We start from the raw sequence: 17,389 nt of genomic DNA, 5'->3' as shown, positions 1-17,389 counted from the left end.
ACATGGTTCCACTATCTTTTAAACAAATTACCGAACGTTTGAAGACCATTGATTTCCCTGAAGTTGATGTGGTGATTGGCATCGGTTCGGGGGGCGTTCCGGCTGCAACAATGCTTGCTTATCATTTGGATACCGAACTTTTGGTGATGACACTAAACTACCGCGACGAAAAAAACAATCCGCGCTACAACGAGCCAAAAGTTTTGGAAAAAGCAAACTGGAAACTGGAAGGAAAACGTATTTTGCTGGTGGATGATGTGTCGGTGTCCGGGAAAACGATGGAAGCAGCACTCAAGCAGCTTGAAGGACTAAATGTAAAAACTTGTGCCATGAAAGGAAAGGCTGAGTTTGTATTATTCCCTGAAATAAAAGATTGTGTAAAATGGCCGTGGAAGCCGTAAATAGCTTGTTTAATTATTCGAAAATGAAGTATTCAAAGATTCTGATTATTTGTTTTGTAGCGCTTATTTCATGTGCTACCCCAACCACAAAAGAAGATTACCTCGAAAGGTTTGAGCGTTTTGTTGAACGTGTGGAAACCAACCATCATAAATATACACGAAAAGACTGGGAGTGGGCCAACGAACGATTTGAGCGTTACAACTCGGAGTGGTACCTCGATTACCGTGATGATTTTACGGTAGAAGATCAGATAAAAATTAAGGGACTGATTATAAAATATCATGCGTTAAAAAACAAAGAAAGTGTTGGCGATTTATTGCGCGATCTTTTTAAGGATGATGTAAATAAAATCGGTAATAAGTTTCAGGAATATATTGATGAGGATTTGGATGAAGACCTGGACAAAATCATTGATGGAGCTACGGAAATTGGTGATTCAGCTGTAAAAGTACTGGAAGATGTGGTCCGCGCGCTCGATGAAACTTTTTAAGGTAATAAGGGATATTTATTCAATACAACGTTCCATTAAATCTTTTGGAACCGACAGGAACAAAGCCACGCTGGCATAAGGAGCGCCCGACACAGTCGATTTAATCAGGTAGTCGGTATCAGGACGAGGCAATGTACTTCCCGGTTTAAAGTTCGATTCGGTAACATTAAAATTAATGTTGTTTGAATAGCCAAATTTCGCCTCAAAACCAACCCATTTATTTATTTGTGTAATGATTCCAACCGTTGCATCAAAAGTGGATTGACGCAACTGAATACTTTCCGTTTCACTCAGCACCGTATCGTCAACCCGCACCGTGTAACTGGTTCCCGATATTTCAGCATCGCAAACAACATAGAATCGTTTATTCACTTGTTTCCATGCTTTAAAACCTTGTGGCAAAAGTAAATCAAGTCCAATTCCGTTTGCAAAACGTTTGGAATAATTGAATACCGGGTAAATGGCCGGATCGCCAAAAGTATAACCAAAATAAGCCCCAAAAGCATAATACGTATTTATATCTTTTCGAGTAGCATAACCGATGGCCAGTGAGGATTTTAGCAAGTCGCCAAAAGTGAAATATTTATTGTTGTGAATGTGAAAATCGCCCGCCAGACTCCAGTTGGTTTGTACAACCAGTGAGTGATTATCGTGCAAGTGGAACAATCCTTTCATATCGACTCCCAGCCGGCGCAGGCCCCTGTCATTCAGCCCAACATACATCGGATAGCCATCAGGTTCAATGTCTTCAAAGTAAAACTGCTCATTTACATATCGAATTCCTCCGGTGAGTTTTACGCGTTGTTTATTCAGTATAGGGAATTTTAACCTTGCAGTTACTGTTCTGTTTCCCGTAATTTCAGCTGTCCCGTCGCCAATTGCTTCCAAATCAGAAGTTGAAGAGATATTGTATTGAAAAGGACCTTCCATTTTCAGGTACAAAAAACGGGTGGATAGATTGTTCTCAAAATAGGGCGTCCAGTCCTCTCTCGAAATGGTATCCTGTGCAGAACCAGCGAGAGTTATCACAACTAATATGAGTCCTAAAATATATTTCACAAGCCTTATAACGTTCAATCGTATTAAATATTATTTCCTTAAAATAGTGGCGCCCAAATTTTCCCTGCCATTGTTTTGAACAATCTGCCAGCCTCTTTTTTCCAGCTCTTTTGAAATGTTCCGGTTGATAAAACCGTGCGTTACCAGAATTACCTGTTCGTTTTGTTGTGCCTTACGTTCAATAAAGGAACACACATCATCAACGCGGTCTTTTGCCTCCTGAAATGATTCTGTTCCCGGTTTCTCCAGTCCCATTAACCACATAGTTCTTGATATGGAAGTCCATACTTTATAAGGCAGGTACAGCGGCAACCAAACCATGTGCATTTCAAATTCATTCAGGTCGGATAATGAAACTATAGTTGCCGAGTCGCCATAAAGTTTCAATCCTGTAGCAATTGACCGGGGTAGACCACTCACATAAATCGTATCGGTGATCCGGTGTGGAACTTTGCTTAACACCGTGTCCGGATCAAATTGTTTAATAGGTGCCGAGTCGTAATTTTCACGTAAAGCCGAAGCTTTTTTTGCACCAACCCAACCTTTCTGTTCCAGTTTTACCGATGCATGGCGGATCAGAATCACCTCCTGAGCCTGGGAGTGCAAAGCATAAAAAGCAGTGCTGATTATAAAAATTAATTGAACAAATGTCTTCAAAACAAAAAGCTAAAGTTAAATTGAACTAACGTTTCTTCGCGACTTTTGTTTAGGGTGGCAGTTACGATGGCCATTTTGAATGGCGAAACCCAAATTCCTGCACCATAGCCGTTGTGCCATTTTGATGAATCTTCGCCATCAAACCAAACTCTCCCAATATCGTCGAATGCAACAATGCCGAGTTCCCCGGTTAGCAGGTAGTTTTTAAAATCGATGAGTTTAAACCGAAGTTCAGAGTTTAAATATGCACTGGCATCGCCATAAAAACGTGTTTTTCGGTAGCCACGCAAATTGGTTTTACCATCCAGAATTGCGGCATCGTGAAAATAGTAGTCGCCAAATATTTTTTCTCCGCCAACCCTGAACGCAAAAACCGTTCGCGGATATTTGTTGAAACTCAGCAAAGTAGCTGCCGAACCTTGAAACTTGGTAAAATCGGGTTCTTTGCCTTGTACATTCACATAGTGGTTGGCCGAGGCATTGGCAACAAAACCACGTGTTGGCCTGAAATCTTTGTCCAGGTTTTGGTATTCGTAATATGCACCTAAAACCGCGTAATGAATCTGACCTAGGTTGTCAGGTGTTAAACCATTATTGGCAAAATCGGTAATAAATTTATTCTCTTCGTCTTTGGTATCGGTAAGTTTCCATTGCGCCAATAAACCGATTTTATGCTCGTTTATCGGGTGATCTTTGTGCTCGTCTTCTTCTTCGTAACGTGCCCAAACCGATTCGCCAAACCTTTTCTGAACGGCCAGTTGAGTTACAATCCGGCGCTGTCGTACTTTAAAGTATTTGTAATCGAAACCACTATTTGTATAAGTTGAATTATTTCCAAAACCGTAAAAGTTGGTGGTGTAATTTTCGGTGCTGGCATCAATTCCAAAAATGGCATCCAGCCCGTTATTGGTGGAAAGTGATTCGTATTGAGCTTTTATATTTAACGAGGAATTTCGAAAGGTATATTCGCCAAGTAAGGAGGTTTTTTCGTCGCGGCGAAATTTCTGTTTGTACCACGATCGGCCATATCCCAGATAAACACCGTCGTCGGCATTATAGCCGCCCGAGGCCAGTGGCATTCCAACATCGCGCTGAAAATATTTCCGGTCGTATTCGTGGATAATTTTGTTATCCGTGAGTTTGGAACTTGTTTTTCCGCTTCCTTCAATCTCTGTACTTTTTCGCAGATCGTAAACCAGTGTTTTATTTTTTAATCCCGTAACTTTCGAGTTGTTTACAACCTCATCTTTATCCTGACCTCCCACAATTCTAATAACCGGGCCTTTTTTTACTTCACCGTTTATTTCAAAACGATCCTCTTCGTCCAGCCCGTAACAAACAACTTCGCGTGTTTCGTCTGTTTTTATCGTACGTTGGTAAATGAGTTTCCCTTTTGTATCATCCTTTTTTATGTGGTAAACCGATATTTCTGTTTCATCATCATTTTTGCGGTTGATCTCAAACAAGTCTCTGCGGTCGGTACCCGGAATATTTATTCTTCTGGCCAGGTACAAATACAGCTCGTGCGCCATTTCTTCCATGTATTGTTTTCGTTCCAGCAAAATTTTGGCAGTGGAATTCGCAACCATCGGCTGAACCTCTTTCGGGAAAGTTGTCATAGCTTCGTAAATGGCTTCCGGAGTCATTTTGTCCATCAGCTCGGTATTGGTGGTTTGCCAGTCTTCCCATTCCATCTGGTTCAAAAAAGTGCGATCGAAATAGCGAGCGTTAAATCCCAGTCCGACTACATTTTTTGTTCGAGGCTGAAAATTCTGAAGTTTTGGAAGAATAAAAGGCATGGAAGCGATTCCGGGCAAAATTCCCTGGTTCACAAAAAATGTTTGATCGCGATCACGCGGAATCGGGCGGTAAATGGTTTTTTTGTCATCCTCAAACGAAGCCCAGCGCCACTGGTCATCATGCCTGTCCCAGTCGTTTATAAAAATGTCGAGCAGGCGGGCACGCAAAACAGCATTTTGGTCTACCTGGTGATCTTCACTTTCTGTGATTTTATCCAACACTTCATCGGTACTGACAATGTCTTCCGAGTTGCCAAAACTCGCTACATCACGACGGTCTTTTGCCGGCCGTTCTTCAAATAAAAACAAACCGCTGTGCATGTCTTCTTTGTACTGCTGAAAAAGCGGGTCTTGTGGCACGTACACAATCTCCGGATTGGTATGAAAAACACCGGCATGTTCGGCCAAAACAGCAGCGGGTAAAGCTGAATACGGATTTGATGCCGAAATCTGATCCTGAACAATATCCTTTGCAAACGTTGGCTTCATTTCATTGGGCAGGGCGCCTTCGGCATATTTTTCCAACGAGCGTAACACATACTGATGTCCGTCCTCATTTTCCATTCTGACCGATTTGGTTTGCTGTCCACCACCACGTTTTAGCACACTCAAACCGCCTTTTTCTTTGCTGATGTCAAATACACGGGCTTCAACCGGTGTTTCCCAAACTTCGCGGTAATTTTCACCCATCCACTTTTTGTATTTCTTGTCGGCCTGGTACTGAAGGCTGGCATAAGTGGTGTGCGTCGGTTCCCGAAATAATGCGTCTCGGCTTGCCGTTAGATCCTCATCCGTTTTTGTCGTGTTTGAGAAAAGGACTCTACTAAAAACCGGCTCTTGAGTTCCGTTTTCAAGGGTAAAAAAATTCAGAACCACATTCCCATTTTCATACACATCGATGCGCGAAATCCCGGCACTGCTACTGGCGAAATCCGCTTTTTTACTGTTTGCGAAATTTTGGTTAACAAGCGATCCGCTAATTACCTGGTGAATGTTGTCGGTTTCAATATACTGCAGGCTGTTTTCGAGTGCCGATGCATAAATTACATTCGGAAACCGGTGCAAAACGGCATGAAGTTGCTGGCGTAAATTTCGGTAGTTTGGATGAACCAGATCGTTTTTGCTGCCCAGCGTGTTTTTATAAAAAGCATACGGGAAACCGAAAATATTTACTGATGTGGGGAATTGACCTCCGTGCGGACCATACGATTCAAGGGGGTGAAAACCGGCAAGAATTACGGTTTTGTCTTTATTCACGCGCAAGGCATCTTGCAACCAGATAAAAACATCTTCATCTTCTTCAATTCCACATTTTCCGTAGCGGGTGTCGAGTGCCGTAAGCCACCAATAAGTGTCGATCAGAATTACGGTAAGATTGTCGCTCAGTTGAACTTCGGTTGGTCCGGGGCAACCCCAATCGGTGGTATAAACCTCGTTGTTCGGAAACTGCTTTTGAAGGGCTTTCGCCACCTTTTTGGTTTGTTTTTTACCGTTTTGCCATTCCATATTTCCATTGGCAAAAAGGAGCGGCGTGTTTTTGTCCTTTATTTCAGGATAAAATCTATAAATCGTTTTGTCGTCTTCAGTAAAGCGATCAGAAAAGTTACCTAAATAAACAAAGGCTTTTGGTTGGGTTGTAGCGGTCAACTCATCGATAAATTTGCCTTGTTCGGGGCTTAATCCCTCGGCAGTATTCCCGGTAAGAAACACGCTGTATTCAATTTCTTCCTGCCCAATAGCCTGCAAATAAAAGCCATTTATAAGAATGAGTAAAGCAATACTTATTTTCGACAAATTCATTTTCAACAATGCTTTTCGTAAATTTTGTTCAATCCAGGTAAAAGCGCTACAAAGGCTGCATGTCTTTATTTGTGTGACGTTTACAAATAAACCATCAAAAAATAGATGTTCTGGACTTAAAGTTGTTTACTTTGATTCAAAAGTAGTTATTTTTAACTTCACTAAAATTTCTGAAAGCAAGTTTCGGATAATCCGTCAAAGGCTTACAGATATAGAAATGATGGAATAAAAACCGGTTTTATGAATATTGTAGAAGAGGTTAAAACGTATGTGATAAAATATTACGAGGAAAATGTTTCGTCCTTGTTAAATTATCATTCAATCGAACATACGCGTTTGGTGGCGCAGGTTTCAGAAACGATTGCCGACGATGAGAAACTGGATGAGCGTGATAAAAGTATTGCAGTGGTGTCGGCGTGGTTTCACGATATCGGGCATGCAGTTTCGTTAAACGAGCACGAAGAGGAAAGTTGTAAGATTGCCCGTGAGTTTCTATTGGAAAAAGGGATTGACGAGGAATTTATTGCGGAGGTTGAAAAATGCATCCGGTCGACGAAAATGGGGGCGCCGAAAAATTCGTTGCTGGAAGAAATAATTGGAGATGCCGATCATGCACACGCCGGGATGGACAATTTTATGCAGATATCGAACTTGCTGCGTAAGGAGATGTGCAACTTTGTAGAGCGAAAATGTTCGAAGCTGGAATACTGGAAAACAACGTTGGAATTTATTCTCGACATAAAATTTTATACCTGTTATGCCAAAACAAACTTTGAACCTGTTCGCATTCAGAATATAAAAAAGGTTGAAAAGCGCATAAAAAAGTTGGCTGCAGATAATGCATCTGAATTACCCAAGAATGCACCACGAAGCACGGCACGAGGTATTGAAACGATGTTCCGCTTAACTGCTCGTAACCAGATAAACCTGAGTTCGATTGCCGACAATAAGGCCAATATAATGCTTACGATAAATGCTGTTTTGGTTTCGGCGCTGATGAGTACAAGTGCACTGACCTTGCGCACCAGCGAACAGAATTTCCTGATTCCCGGCATCATTCTGATTGTTGGTTGTTTAATTTCACTCGTGTTTGCGATTCTTTCGGTAATTCCAAAATATGGTACGGGTAATTACAGCGATGAAGACCTGAAAAAACGCCGGCTGAACCTGTTGTTTTTTGGAAACTTCTTTAATATGCCATTCGAGAAATATGAAAAAGGGGTGAAGGAAATGATGAATGATTACGATTATTTGTACGGAACACTTACCAAAGACCAATATAATCTGGGAAAAGTTCTGGCTCAGAAATATAAACTGCTGCGTTATTCTTACCATGTTTTTATGATCAGTTTTGTGGTGGCAGTGCTCACATTTTTAGTTTTATACCTGTCGAAAATTTAAAAATCAATTCTTTGAATGCCAAAACTTGACAGAACATATAGAGGCGCCATGCGGCGTTATCAACTCCAGTTGTTGTTCTTTTCGCTGGTGTACTGGAACCTGGTAATCCGATTTGCCATTTTTATGCGCATGCTTGGTGCCCGCGACGATCACATGGGAGATATGTTATCGAAAGGCATGAATTTTTTAGTGGATGAAATTATTTCATCGTCGGTGGTTATTTCTGTATTTGCGACACTTAGCTGGTTTACCCTAAACATGGTTTACCCGCGGATGGTACGAAGTTTAAAAATGCGAAAATTGGCGGTTGGTGTTGTGCTTGTTGATATTGTAATATTTTTGATTATAAGTGTGTTGTTGGGTGTTGTTCACTATGGTGTGAGCCAGGATCTAAGTCTGGCTGAATCGATTTCGCACCTGCCACGCTTTTTGTTTAATTCCACCATCCTGTTTTTTCTTATCGTATTGTTTATTGGCGGCTATGTTTACCAGCTTTTAAATACGCTTTTACACCAGGTTGGTTATGCGCCGCTTGGCAAAATAATGATGGGGTATTACCAGAAACCCCGCGAGGAAGATCTTATCTTTATGTTTCTCGATTTGCAGTCGTCAACTGCTGTAGCCGAAAAACTCGGGCATAAAAAGTACAGCTATTTTATACAGGATTGTTTTAAGTGTGTTTCCAATTCGTTACTTGCCACGCGTGGGCGGGTTTACCAGTTTGTAGGCGATGAGGTAGTTGTGTCGTGGAATGCAAAAAAGCCGGCAAGCTACAAAGGGGCGGTTGACTTTTATTACTTGTATGAAAAGGCGTTGAACAAACGGCGCGAATATTTTGAAAAGGAATATGGTATGATGCCTGTTTTTACGGCCTCGTTAAATGTTGGTAAGGTAATGGCTGCCGAGGTTGGTGAGATAAAACGCGAGCTGGCTTTTCATGGAGATGTGCTAAACACCGCAGCACGCATACAAAAACAATGTAAAAGGTACCGGAAACGAATTTTGGTTACCCGAGAATTTGCCGTTCGATTGATAAAAAATAGCAAAGAATACAAAATAGAATATGTAGATCTGGTGAAATTTTTCGGAAAGAAAAAGTCGATAAAAATATACGAGGTACACAAAATCGAAGACAATCACACATCAAACTGATCATGCGAAAGCTGCAGGTTTTCCGCTTCATCCAGTCTTGGGAGCAGCGTATCTTTCTTTTTCTGAAAACGTTGCATCCGACGCAGGATTTTATCCAGCATTTTTACCGCTTTTGTAATATAAAAACCTTTGTTAAGCATCACACATTCGGCCCGGTTGGCCAGTGCCGCGTCGGTAATTTCTGCCCGCGAAGGAACACCTTTTTTTGCCAGATTTTCCAACACCTGAGTCGCCCACACATCAGGAATGTGTGCCGCTTCGCAAATACGTAAAATCTCTTCCTGTATCGATGCAAAATTGTTCCAGCCCGTTTCAATGGCCAAATCACCGCGGGCGATCATTACACCGATCGGGTATGTTTCCATGCCTTTTAGCAAAATAAGCGGCAGATTTTTGAATCCTTTTTTTGTTTCGATCTTAAAGATTATTCCGAGTTCTGCATCCAGCTCGTTTAACTCATCCAAAAGCTCCTGAACATCGGTTTCGGAATTCACAAAGGAGAAGTTAATGGCATCGGCTTGCTGAGCCACAAATTTCAGATCGTTTTTGTCTTTTTCTGTCAGTCCACTAATTTGCAGATCAGAATCGGGAAGATTTATTCCTTTATCGGCTTTTAATTTTCCGCCTTTATCGCGGGCATAAGTAATTCTTATTTTTAGCGAATCCGATCCTGCTTCTTCGATAATACCTTCAATTTTGCCATCATCAAAATAAATGGGTTCACCTGCTTTTACATCGTCAAAAATTTCAGGGAGTGTACACGAAATATGTGCCGGTGCCAGCACCGTTCCGTCTTCTGCAACTTCTGCATTCTCGCCTGCAACAGCTTCGCGGGTCAACAGTAGGGTATCATCAATATTCAGATTAATAAACTGTTCGAGCGGGAGCAATTCCCCGGTTTTTACAATCTCTTTTCCAGATTTTTTTGTTCGTTTTAAAACCAGGTCGGTGCCGGTGGTTAAATAGGCCGATTCGTAACAAATTCCCCAACGTCCGGCTCCTTCGCGGCCTTCCATGGTAATTTCGCATTTTTTATTCCGGCTGTCGGTAAACAAAATTTTAGAGTGGCGTTTAACATTGGCCAGCCAATCGGGTTCAACCGGAATAACGGCATCGGGTTTTGATGAAGGCCGTTCAGCACCTTGTGGTGCCAGCCAAACACGCGCCGGTTTTATAACTTGTCCAAGCACGTTGCGACTTGGTTTTAGCCTGATTACCTGTGGGCCGGGTTTTATTTCTCCTGTTCGCAATTTCGGACCCGCAAGATCCATCATTACTTTGCAGTTTTTGTGTAAGGTTTTTTTAGCCCGTTGTACATTTTCAATCATTTGCAACCATTGATCAGGCGTGTCGTGCGCACAGTTAATTCGTGCACTGTTCATGCCCGCCTCCAACAGGTTTTGAACGAATTCATAATCTGTAGCAGCCTCTCCCGGAAGGGTGACCATGATACGGGTTAATCGTTTTTTCGATTTGTAACCAAACAACAGTTTTGTGTTTCTTTTAAGCAGTTTGCGGCTTTCTGAAGTGCGAACCACGCCGGGAATATCCTCTACAACAGGATTATTCAGCAGATGGTTGATAATGGTTTTTGCATTCAGTAAACTGTCCATTACGTGCGCCTCAATACTCGATAAACTGGATAATCCGAGGTCGCGTAATTTTTGTTGTAATTCATCAATCTCAAATGTGCGGAAAGCCATGTAATGAACCAGGTTGCGTGCACTTCTCCGGTAAACAGGCAGAACCTTGTTTATTTTTTCAGCGAATTTGTCTTCAAATTCCTTTGCCTTTTCGATGATCTCGTTTAGACGGGCATTTATTTGTTCAAGTTCTTCCGGATTGATTTTCATTACAGGTGCTTTGATCTCAGGTTATTGAATCGACCATGAATAATTATGATCATATGAAAATACTACTTTTTTAAGAAGTAGTTGTAACTACAATCTGCTTTTCGGATAAGAAATTTAAGGATTTTTCACTTTACGTAATGATATAATCACTTCATGCACATAATCCTGCGGCAAGTTCTTCCTTCAGCTATTTTCGATGACAGAAAACAGAAAACATGAAAACCAGTATTATTGTATGTACTTACAATGAAGAGGAAACGATATTTAATGTTGTGGCTTCTTGTTGTAAGCATAACCCCGATGCAGAAATAATCGTAGTTGACGATGGTTCGACCGATGGCACTGAAAGTGTTCTCGAAACATTGGCCATCCATTATAAATTCGATTATTTAAAGCTGCCTGAAAACCATGGAAAGAGTTACGCAATGGCTTACGGTGCCGAATACGCCAGCAACGAAATCCTGCTATTTATTAATGCGAACCTGATTAATTTGAGGAAAGAACATTTTAAAATGCTGCTTAGCCCCATCATCAATCAGCAAGCTGATATGGTGGTGGGTAATCCCGATTCGTTTACTGTGGATTATAGTCTAAATCCATACAAAACTGTAATGGGTGAAAAGGCAATTTTAAAGAGCGATTTTCTGCCCATTATTAAAGATGTAAAAGAAATTTTGTTTGGTGTTGAAGCCTTCATTACCATCTATTTTCAGGCGCTGGGCAAAAAAGTTGCTTATAAGTCGTTGAGCGGATTGGAGAAAAAGAACACCCGTTCCGAAGGTTATACCATACAAAAACCCTCGAGTACCAACAAGGAAATTGCAAATGCGCTGATTTCAAATATCGACTTGATAACCAAACGAATTCAGAACAATATTCAACATTCGCAGAACTACACCCAATCAACAATTTCGAGTGTGCAACTGCAGTTAAACAAATACATGAAGCACCTGAAAGAACAAATTGTAAAAGTTGAAACCGCATAAATGCAGTTCAGGTGTAAATTTTATCACTTTATACAATTATATAATTATTTAAATATCAGGAAGAATACTTTCGGAGCCAGAATTTTAGAAATTATAAAAATCACAATATGAAATTAAAAAACATTATTCTCGTAATTGCAGTTGCCGTTCTGGCATTTTACGGGTGCAAAAGTTCAACAGGCGAAGTGCCTCAAGCCGAAACAATTAAAAATGTAAAGATTGAAACAGTTACCGACGGTGTAGTTCAGAACACCGTAAAACTGAACGGAAAACTTAAAGAGAAAAGCCTTACCTCGCTTTCGTTTCGCGTTGGTGGTCCACTGATTAAATTAAATGTAAAACAGGGCGATTATGTGAAACAGGGTGATGTTATTGCACAAATTGATAAGCGCGATTACAAACTTCAGTTAGCAACTTCAAAGGCTCAGTTCGAGCAGATTGAAGGCGAATACAACCGTTACAAGCAACTGATCGAGCAAAAGAAAATTCCGGAGAATACATTCGAAAAGATTAAGTCGGGTTATTTGATGGCTAAAACAGCTTATGAGAATGCCGAAAACCAATTGCGCGATACGGAGTTAAAAGCGCCATTCTCGGGGTATATTTACGAAAAGTTTGTTGAAGCTTATCAAACTGTTGGAGCCGGAACCCCAATCGTTTCAATCATCGATAATTCACATTTGGAAGTTGTTGTTTCAGTTTCTGAAAGTCAGCTGCAACGAGTGAAAAGCGATACCGAAAGCTACCTTTCTGTAGCAAATGCGGGCATTACAAATCTTCCGGTTAAACTGCTAAGCGTTGGCGAAAAAGCTAAACAAGACGGTTTGTATGAAGTGAGATTTTCTTTTGCGAATACACAAGAATTAGAAGTGGCACCCGGAATGACTGCCGAAGTTACGATTCATTCGGCGTTAGAGCAAAGTCAGCTTTCGGTTGCAGCTTCAGCCATATTCCACGAAAAAACAAGCACCTATGTTTGGGTGTACAATCCTTCGTCAAATAAAGTTGAACGACGCGAAGTTAAAATTGCTCTGGATGGAGCACAGGGCCGGGTAAACGTTGTGTCGGGAGTGAACAACGGAGAGCAAATTGTTACTGCCGGAGTACATTATTTAGTTGACGGCCAAAAAGTAAAGCCAATCCAAACACCATCGGTAACTAACATTGGAGGGTTGTTGTAATGCTGGAAAGATTACTGAATCAGAAAGCAATGATCTCAACCATCCTGGTGGCTGTGCTGCTGGGGGGATTAATTGCCTACAATAATATTGGTAAGCTGGAGGATGCTGAGATTCCGATCAAAGCAGCGACAGTGGTTACCGTTTACCCGGGAGCAACGGCGCACGAGGTGGAGCTGGAAGTGACTGATGTGCTTGAAAAAGCTATTCAGAAACTGGAAAACATAGATGATATATCATCTGTTTCACGTCCCGGTTTGTCAATTATTACAATTAATGTTCAGTCAACGGTTAAAACACCACAGCTACCGCAGCTTTGGGATCACTTACGACGAAAAGTAAACGATGCAAAAGGTTCGTTGCCATCTGGCGCAATGGACCCAATTGTAAATGACGATTTTGCTGATGTATACGGAATTTTATATGCGATTACCGCAGATGGATATTCGCATCATGAGTTGGTAAAATATACGGAATATATCGAGCGCGAACTTTTAGGAGTTAGTGGCGTTCGCCGTTCGCAAATATTTGGTAAACAAACCGAAACCATCGATGTGGTATTTTCGCCTGAGAAACTAGCCGGTTTAAGTGTAAATCCGCTTTTTATTGCAGCGGCCATTCAAAACGAAACGGCCATTATTAATCCGGGTTCTATTGTTACCGGCGAGGAGTCGATTCGTGTTGGGGTCGGACAAAAGATTTCGTCCATCGACGAGATTGAAAACCTGTTAATTCAAGTGCCCGGAGGAGGAAACTTCCGTTTGGGTGATATTGCGTCCATTAAAAGATCGTATCTGGAGCCAAAAAATTCGGCACTATATTACGACGGTAAAGAAGGATTAACACTCGGATTATCAAACGAAAGCGGTATTAATGTTGTAAAACTGGGTGCAAAGCTGGATGAAAAACTGGCTGAGCTACAGAAAGAGTTGCCTGCAGGTATCGAAATTAACCAGGTATATTACCAACCTGATCGTGTGGATGCAGCAGTAAAAGATTTTATGCTGAACCTGGTAATATCAGTGGGAATTGTAATTGTTGTGCTCATGTTTGCCATGGGTTTACGTTCAGGCCTGCTTATTTCAAGCGGTTTGGTATTTACAATCCTCGGGACTTTAATCGTAATGCTGGCCATTGGTTTACCACTGCACAGGGTAACGCTGGCAGCCATTATTTTGGCCATGGGAATGTTGGTTGATAACGCCATTGTTGTTGCCGACGGTATTTTAGTCGATCTAAAATCAGGGATGGACCGGAGTAAAGCTTTTGTAAATACGGCACGAAAAACAGCCTTGCCTTTACTTGGTGCTACGGCCGTTGCTATTTTGGCTTTCCTTCCGTTAAGAATGTCGCCAAACGCAGCAGGTGAGTTCCTTTCATCATTGTTTACGGTACTGATTATTTCGCTTAGTTTAAGCTGGGTGTTTGCAATGATCCAAACACCGTTCAACGCAAAATATTTTTACCGTAAAGAACGTCCGAAAGGAGAGCATGCCCAAACTTACGATAAAGGTCTTTACAGAATTTTCGGTGTAGTTTTAAAATGGGGAATTCGTAATAAATACATTTTCTCGCTGGGCGCTTTTGCAGTGCTGATATTTGCATTTTGGTCGTTCCGTTTTGTGAAAGTTGACTTTATGTCGAAAATTCAATACGATCAGTTTGCTATCGAGTATTTCCTTCCACAAGGAGCTGACATTGAAGCTGTAGAAGCCGATATTCAGCAAATTCAGGCTGATATTTTGGCAATGGATGGTGTGCATTCGGTTACAGCTTCAGTTGGTCGTCCTCCTGCGCGTTATTTGTTAATGCGTCATATGGAAACAGGTGGTGCAAACTATGGCGATTTTATTATTGAAACCGATGATACCGAGAGGGTTCCTACTATTATTCCTGAAATTGAAAATTACCTGAACAATAATTATCCTGATGCCTTCTTCAGGGTAATGGAGTACGGTGCAGCATTTGCCGATGCTGATATCGAAGCTCAGTTTGTTGGTCCGGATCCGGCGGTATTAAAAGATTTGGCTAACCAGGCAAAACGAATCTTCCTGGAAGAGCCTTCAGCAATTCATGTTACCGACGACTGGAAAAATCAGACAAAAAAGATTGTTCCTGCCTATTCGGTGGAACGTGCTCAGCCGCTTGGATTAACACGTTCTGATATGGGTAATTCCATTTTGGTAGCTACCAACGGACGACCAATTGGTGCCATTTACGAAGGAGATAAAATGCTACCGATTGTATTGCGAACTGATAACCAGGTAGCCGAGAATATGGAGCAGTTACTAAACATACCGGTTTGGGGACAACAAAGCCGTGCAAGCGTTCCGTTGTCGCAAATTGTGGATACCATGAAGGTAACATGGGATTACGAACTAATTCACCGTTTAGATAACAAGCGGGCGATTAAAGCACAATGCGATGCTGCAGACGGATATACGGCTGCAGAGGTGCAAGCAAAATTTCAGGCTAAAGTTGAAGCCATTGATTTACCAGATGGTTACGAATTACACTGGGAGGGAGCCACGGCCCGTTCAGGAGAGGCCAACGCAGGATTATTTATGTTCCTGCCACTTGCAATCGGATTGATGGCGATAATTATCATCGGTTTGTTTAATAACCTGAAACAACCAATCATTATTTTCCTTGTAGTTCCATTCGCTTTTGTTGGTATTGTACTTGGTTTGGCAACTACTGGTGTTTACCTCACGTTCGCCGGGATTATCGGAGCTTTAGGTTTGATTGGAATGATGATTAAAAACGCAGTGGTACTCCTCGATGAGATAAACCAGAATCTCAAGGGAGGAAAAGATCGACTGAGGGCAACAACCGATGCCGCTTTGTCGCGTTTGCGTCCGGTAATGATGGCATCGTTGACAACAATTTTGGGTATGGCACCGCTTATTACCGACTCTATGTTCAACTCAACAGCTGTTGTAATCATGTTCGGATTGGCTGTGGGATCAGTAATTACGCTTGTAGTTGTTCCGGTGTTGTATGCTGTTTTGTACAAAATTGACGGCAGAAACATAAAAACATTAAAACAAGAGGCATAATAGGTTTATGCAGTATAGATAGATGTAGAAAGGTTACCCTGTTTGGAAATTGTCGGGGGGAAGACAATTGATTCTCATAACAGAAACCAATCAGGGTTAACCTTTTATTTCAAAGTTTATATCGAGTATTCAGACAAATAATAGTACGAAAGAGATGAATAAAATGAATAAATATATAATTGCCACATTGGTATTTGCCACTGTTTTTGTTGGTAATACCTTTGCACAAAAGGTAATGACCCTTGAGCAATGCCGGGAACAAGCTGTTGAGTTTAACAAGGAACTCAAAAATGCAGCCCTGCAAAACCGCGAAGCACAAGTGAACCAGGAAGTGGCCAGAACTGCTTATCTGCCATCGGTAGGTTTTTCTTCTTCGTTAATGCACCGTCCGGGAATGGATGCCATAAACATGCCGGGTTATTTTTTACCAACGGCCGATAGCGAGGAAGCTGCAATGAATGGCGAATTCTCAGGAACCAGCGATGTTTGGAGCCCGGGTATTAATATCGATTTGGGTAGTTTGACGCTTATTAACAGTGGTTTTCAGATTAACCAGGCCATTTATGCCGGTGGAAAAATCAGGAATTCAAACAAACAGGCCGATGCCGGAGTTTCAATTGCTGATATGGCACTTAATATGAAGTATTCGGAGGTGATTCAGGAAACTGATAAGGCATTTTGGCAGGTAGCAACTGTTGAAGAAAGTATAATAATTGCTGAGGAGTATATTAAAATGCTTACCGAGCTGGAAGAGCAGATGACAGCCATGTACGAAGTGGGGTTGCAACCCGCCAGCGAAAAATTACGTGTAACGGTTCAGAAAAATGAGGCAGAACTAAATCTTGTTAAAGCCAGAAACGGTTTGAAAGTTGCAAAAATGTACCTGAATCAGATTTTGGGTCAGCCGCTGGATACAGAGATTCAGATTACTCATAATGCAACTGCCGAAGTTCAATTGTTTAATCTCGAAGATGGAGTGGAGTTGGCTAGCAATAACCGTAACGAGCTTAAGATTCTTGAAAAGCAAAAGGAAATTTCTGAGCTTGACGCCAAAATTACACGTGCCGATTATTTGCCAACTGTTGGCGTTAGTGCACAATATACCAGCTACTGGGTGAAAGATTTATACGAAGAAATTGATTTTCAACCCATGTTGGCAGCACAGGTTTCTATTCCGGTTTTTCAGTGGGGACAGGGAAAGAAAAAACAACGTGCAGCGCAGTTAAAAGTACAACAGGCTGAAACCAATTTGCAACATACAAATGATTTGATTAATCTTGAGGTAATGCAAGTAAAAGTGCAGGTTGAAGAGGCTTACGAGTCTATCAGTCTGGCACAAAAAAATGTTGCAGAAGCTGAAGAAAGTATGGATGAAACGGAAGCAAGTTTCGAGGTTGGTTTAAATACAACCACCGATATGCTAAATGCGCAGGCACAGTGGGTGCAGGCAAAAGCTCAGTTAACTCAGGCCATCGCCAACTTCGAAGTATTAAAAACGAAGTGGCAAAGTGTAACCGGAAATTTGTATATTCCTGAAGAAGCAAAATAGTATA

Annotated in this window: 12 protein-coding genes; 8 read left to right on the top strand and 4 right to left on the bottom strand. The window is 41.5% G+C overall.

The features are described 5' to 3' along the window. Positions 1–2 precede the first annotated feature (2 nt). Both SLH46_RS20035 and SLH46_RS20030 read left to right on the top strand, forming a co-directional pair. Positions 3–401: a phosphoribosyltransferase gene (locus SLH46_RS20035; RefSeq protein ID WP_320283005.1), complete on the top strand. Its 399-nt coding sequence runs from the start codon at positions 3–5 to the stop codon at positions 399–401. 23 nt (positions 402–424) lie between these two features. Next, complete coding sequence (locus SLH46_RS20030) at positions 425–892, top strand: DUF6565 domain-containing protein (RefSeq protein ID WP_320283004.1); 468 nt, start codon at positions 425–427, stop codon at positions 890–892. A gap of 15 nt (positions 893–907) precedes the next feature. Here the strand turns inward: SLH46_RS20030 and SLH46_RS20025 are convergent, their stop codons facing one another. From SLH46_RS20025 to SLH46_RS20015, 3 genes are read right to left on the bottom strand one after another with little or no spacing between them, the layout of a single operon-like run. Beyond that, positions 908–1,951 carry a DUF6268 family outer membrane beta-barrel protein gene (locus SLH46_RS20025; protein WP_320283003.1) on the bottom strand — a complete coding sequence of 348 codons (1,044 nt, stop codon included), beginning with the start codon at positions 1,949–1,951 and terminating at the stop codon, positions 908–910. 30 nt (positions 1,952–1,981) lie between these two features. Beyond that, on the bottom strand, positions 1,982–2,608 hold the full coding sequence (locus SLH46_RS20020) for a phosphoglycerate mutase family protein (RefSeq protein WP_320283002.1): 627 nt from the start codon (positions 2,606–2,608) through the stop codon (positions 1,982–1,984). Then, positions 2,605–6,207, bottom strand: a complete 3,603-nt coding sequence (locus SLH46_RS20015; protein ID WP_320283001.1) for a BamA/TamA family outer membrane protein — start codon at positions 6,205–6,207, stop codon at positions 2,605–2,607. Before SLH46_RS20015 ends, SLH46_RS20020 begins: the two co-directional genes overlap by 4 nt. Positions 6,208–6,447: 240 nt before the next feature. Here SLH46_RS20015 and SLH46_RS20010 point away from each other — a divergent pair, with 240 nt between their 5' ends. Then, positions 6,448–7,608 (top strand): Pycsar system effector family protein, encoded by a 1,161-nt coding sequence (locus tag SLH46_RS20010; RefSeq protein ID WP_320283000.1) that lies wholly within the window; start codon positions 6,448–6,450, stop codon positions 7,606–7,608. Between the two features lie 15 nt (positions 7,609–7,623). Beyond that, positions 7,624–8,760: an adenylate/guanylate cyclase domain-containing protein gene (locus SLH46_RS20005; RefSeq protein ID WP_320282999.1), complete on the top strand. Its 1,137-nt coding sequence runs from the start codon at positions 7,624–7,626 to the stop codon at positions 8,758–8,760. Here the strand turns inward: SLH46_RS20005 and SLH46_RS20000 are convergent. Then, a complete protein-coding gene (locus SLH46_RS20000) occupies positions 8,745–10,613 on the bottom strand; it encodes a pyruvate kinase (protein ID WP_320282998.1) in 1,869 nt (622 codons plus the stop codon). The genes SLH46_RS20005 and SLH46_RS20000 overlap by 16 nt on opposite strands. A 215-nt stretch (positions 10,614–10,828) precedes the next feature. Here SLH46_RS20000 and SLH46_RS19995 point away from each other — a divergent pair, with 215 nt between their 5' ends. From SLH46_RS19995 to SLH46_RS19980, 4 genes are all read left to right on the top strand, one after another. After that, positions 10,829–11,599: a glycosyltransferase family 2 protein gene (locus SLH46_RS19995; RefSeq protein WP_320282997.1), complete on the top strand. Its 771-nt coding sequence runs from the start codon at positions 10,829–10,831 to the stop codon at positions 11,597–11,599. Between the two features lie 107 nt (positions 11,600–11,706). Next, positions 11,707–12,780 (top strand): efflux RND transporter periplasmic adaptor subunit, encoded by a 1,074-nt coding sequence (locus SLH46_RS19990; protein ID WP_320282996.1) that lies wholly within the window; start codon positions 11,707–11,709, stop codon positions 12,778–12,780. After that, entirely contained in the window at positions 12,780–15,836 is a 3,057-nt protein-coding gene (locus SLH46_RS19985) for an efflux RND transporter permease subunit (protein WP_320282995.1), read from the top strand. Before SLH46_RS19990 ends, SLH46_RS19985 begins: the two co-directional genes overlap by 1 nt. Before the next feature lie 163 nt (positions 15,837–15,999). Further along, positions 16,000–17,385, top strand: coding sequence for a TolC family protein (locus SLH46_RS19980; RefSeq protein WP_320282994.1), 1,386 nt, complete (start codon positions 16,000–16,002; stop codon positions 17,383–17,385). Positions 17,386–17,389 lie beyond the last annotated feature (4 nt).

This window comes from Draconibacterium sp. IB214405, from assembly GCF_033963885.1.
Taxonomy (GTDB): Bacteria; Bacteroidota; Bacteroidia; order Bacteroidales; family Prolixibacteraceae; genus Draconibacterium.
This window is presented reverse-complemented; position numbering and strand designations above follow the sequence as displayed.

Excerpts from the sequence above, each read along its gene's own strand:
- SLH46_RS19985 (WP_320282995.1), top strand. The coding sequence starts at position 12,780 with ATGCTGGAAAGATTACTGAATCAGAAAGCAATGATCTCAACCATCCTG.
- SLH46_RS20010 (WP_320283000.1), top strand. The coding sequence starts at position 6,448 with ATGAATATTGTAGAAGAGGTTAAAACGTATGTGATAAAATATTACGAG.
- SLH46_RS19990 (WP_320282996.1), top strand. The coding sequence starts at position 11,707 with ATGAAATTAAAAAACATTATTCTCGTAATTGCAGTTGCCGTTCTGGCA.
- SLH46_RS20030 (WP_320283004.1), top strand. The coding sequence starts at position 425 with ATGAAGTATTCAAAGATTCTGATTATTTGTTTTGTAGCGCTTATTTCA.
- SLH46_RS20005 (WP_320282999.1), top strand. The coding sequence starts at position 7,624 with ATGCCAAAACTTGACAGAACATATAGAGGCGCCATGCGGCGTTATCAA.
- SLH46_RS20000 (WP_320282998.1), bottom strand. The coding sequence starts at position 10,613 with ATGAAAATCAATCCGGAAGAACTTGAACAAATAAATGCCCGTCTAAAC.
- SLH46_RS20015 (WP_320283001.1), bottom strand. The coding sequence starts at position 6,207 with ATGAATTTGTCGAAAATAAGTATTGCTTTACTCATTCTTATAAATGGC.
- SLH46_RS19995 (WP_320282997.1), top strand. The coding sequence starts at position 10,829 with ATGAAAACCAGTATTATTGTATGTACTTACAATGAAGAGGAAACGATA.
- SLH46_RS19980 (WP_320282994.1), top strand. The coding sequence starts at position 16,000 with ATGAATAAATATATAATTGCCACATTGGTATTTGCCACTGTTTTTGTT.
- SLH46_RS20035 (WP_320283005.1), top strand. The coding sequence starts at position 3 with ATGGTTCCACTATCTTTTAAACAAATTACCGAACGTTTGAAGACCATT.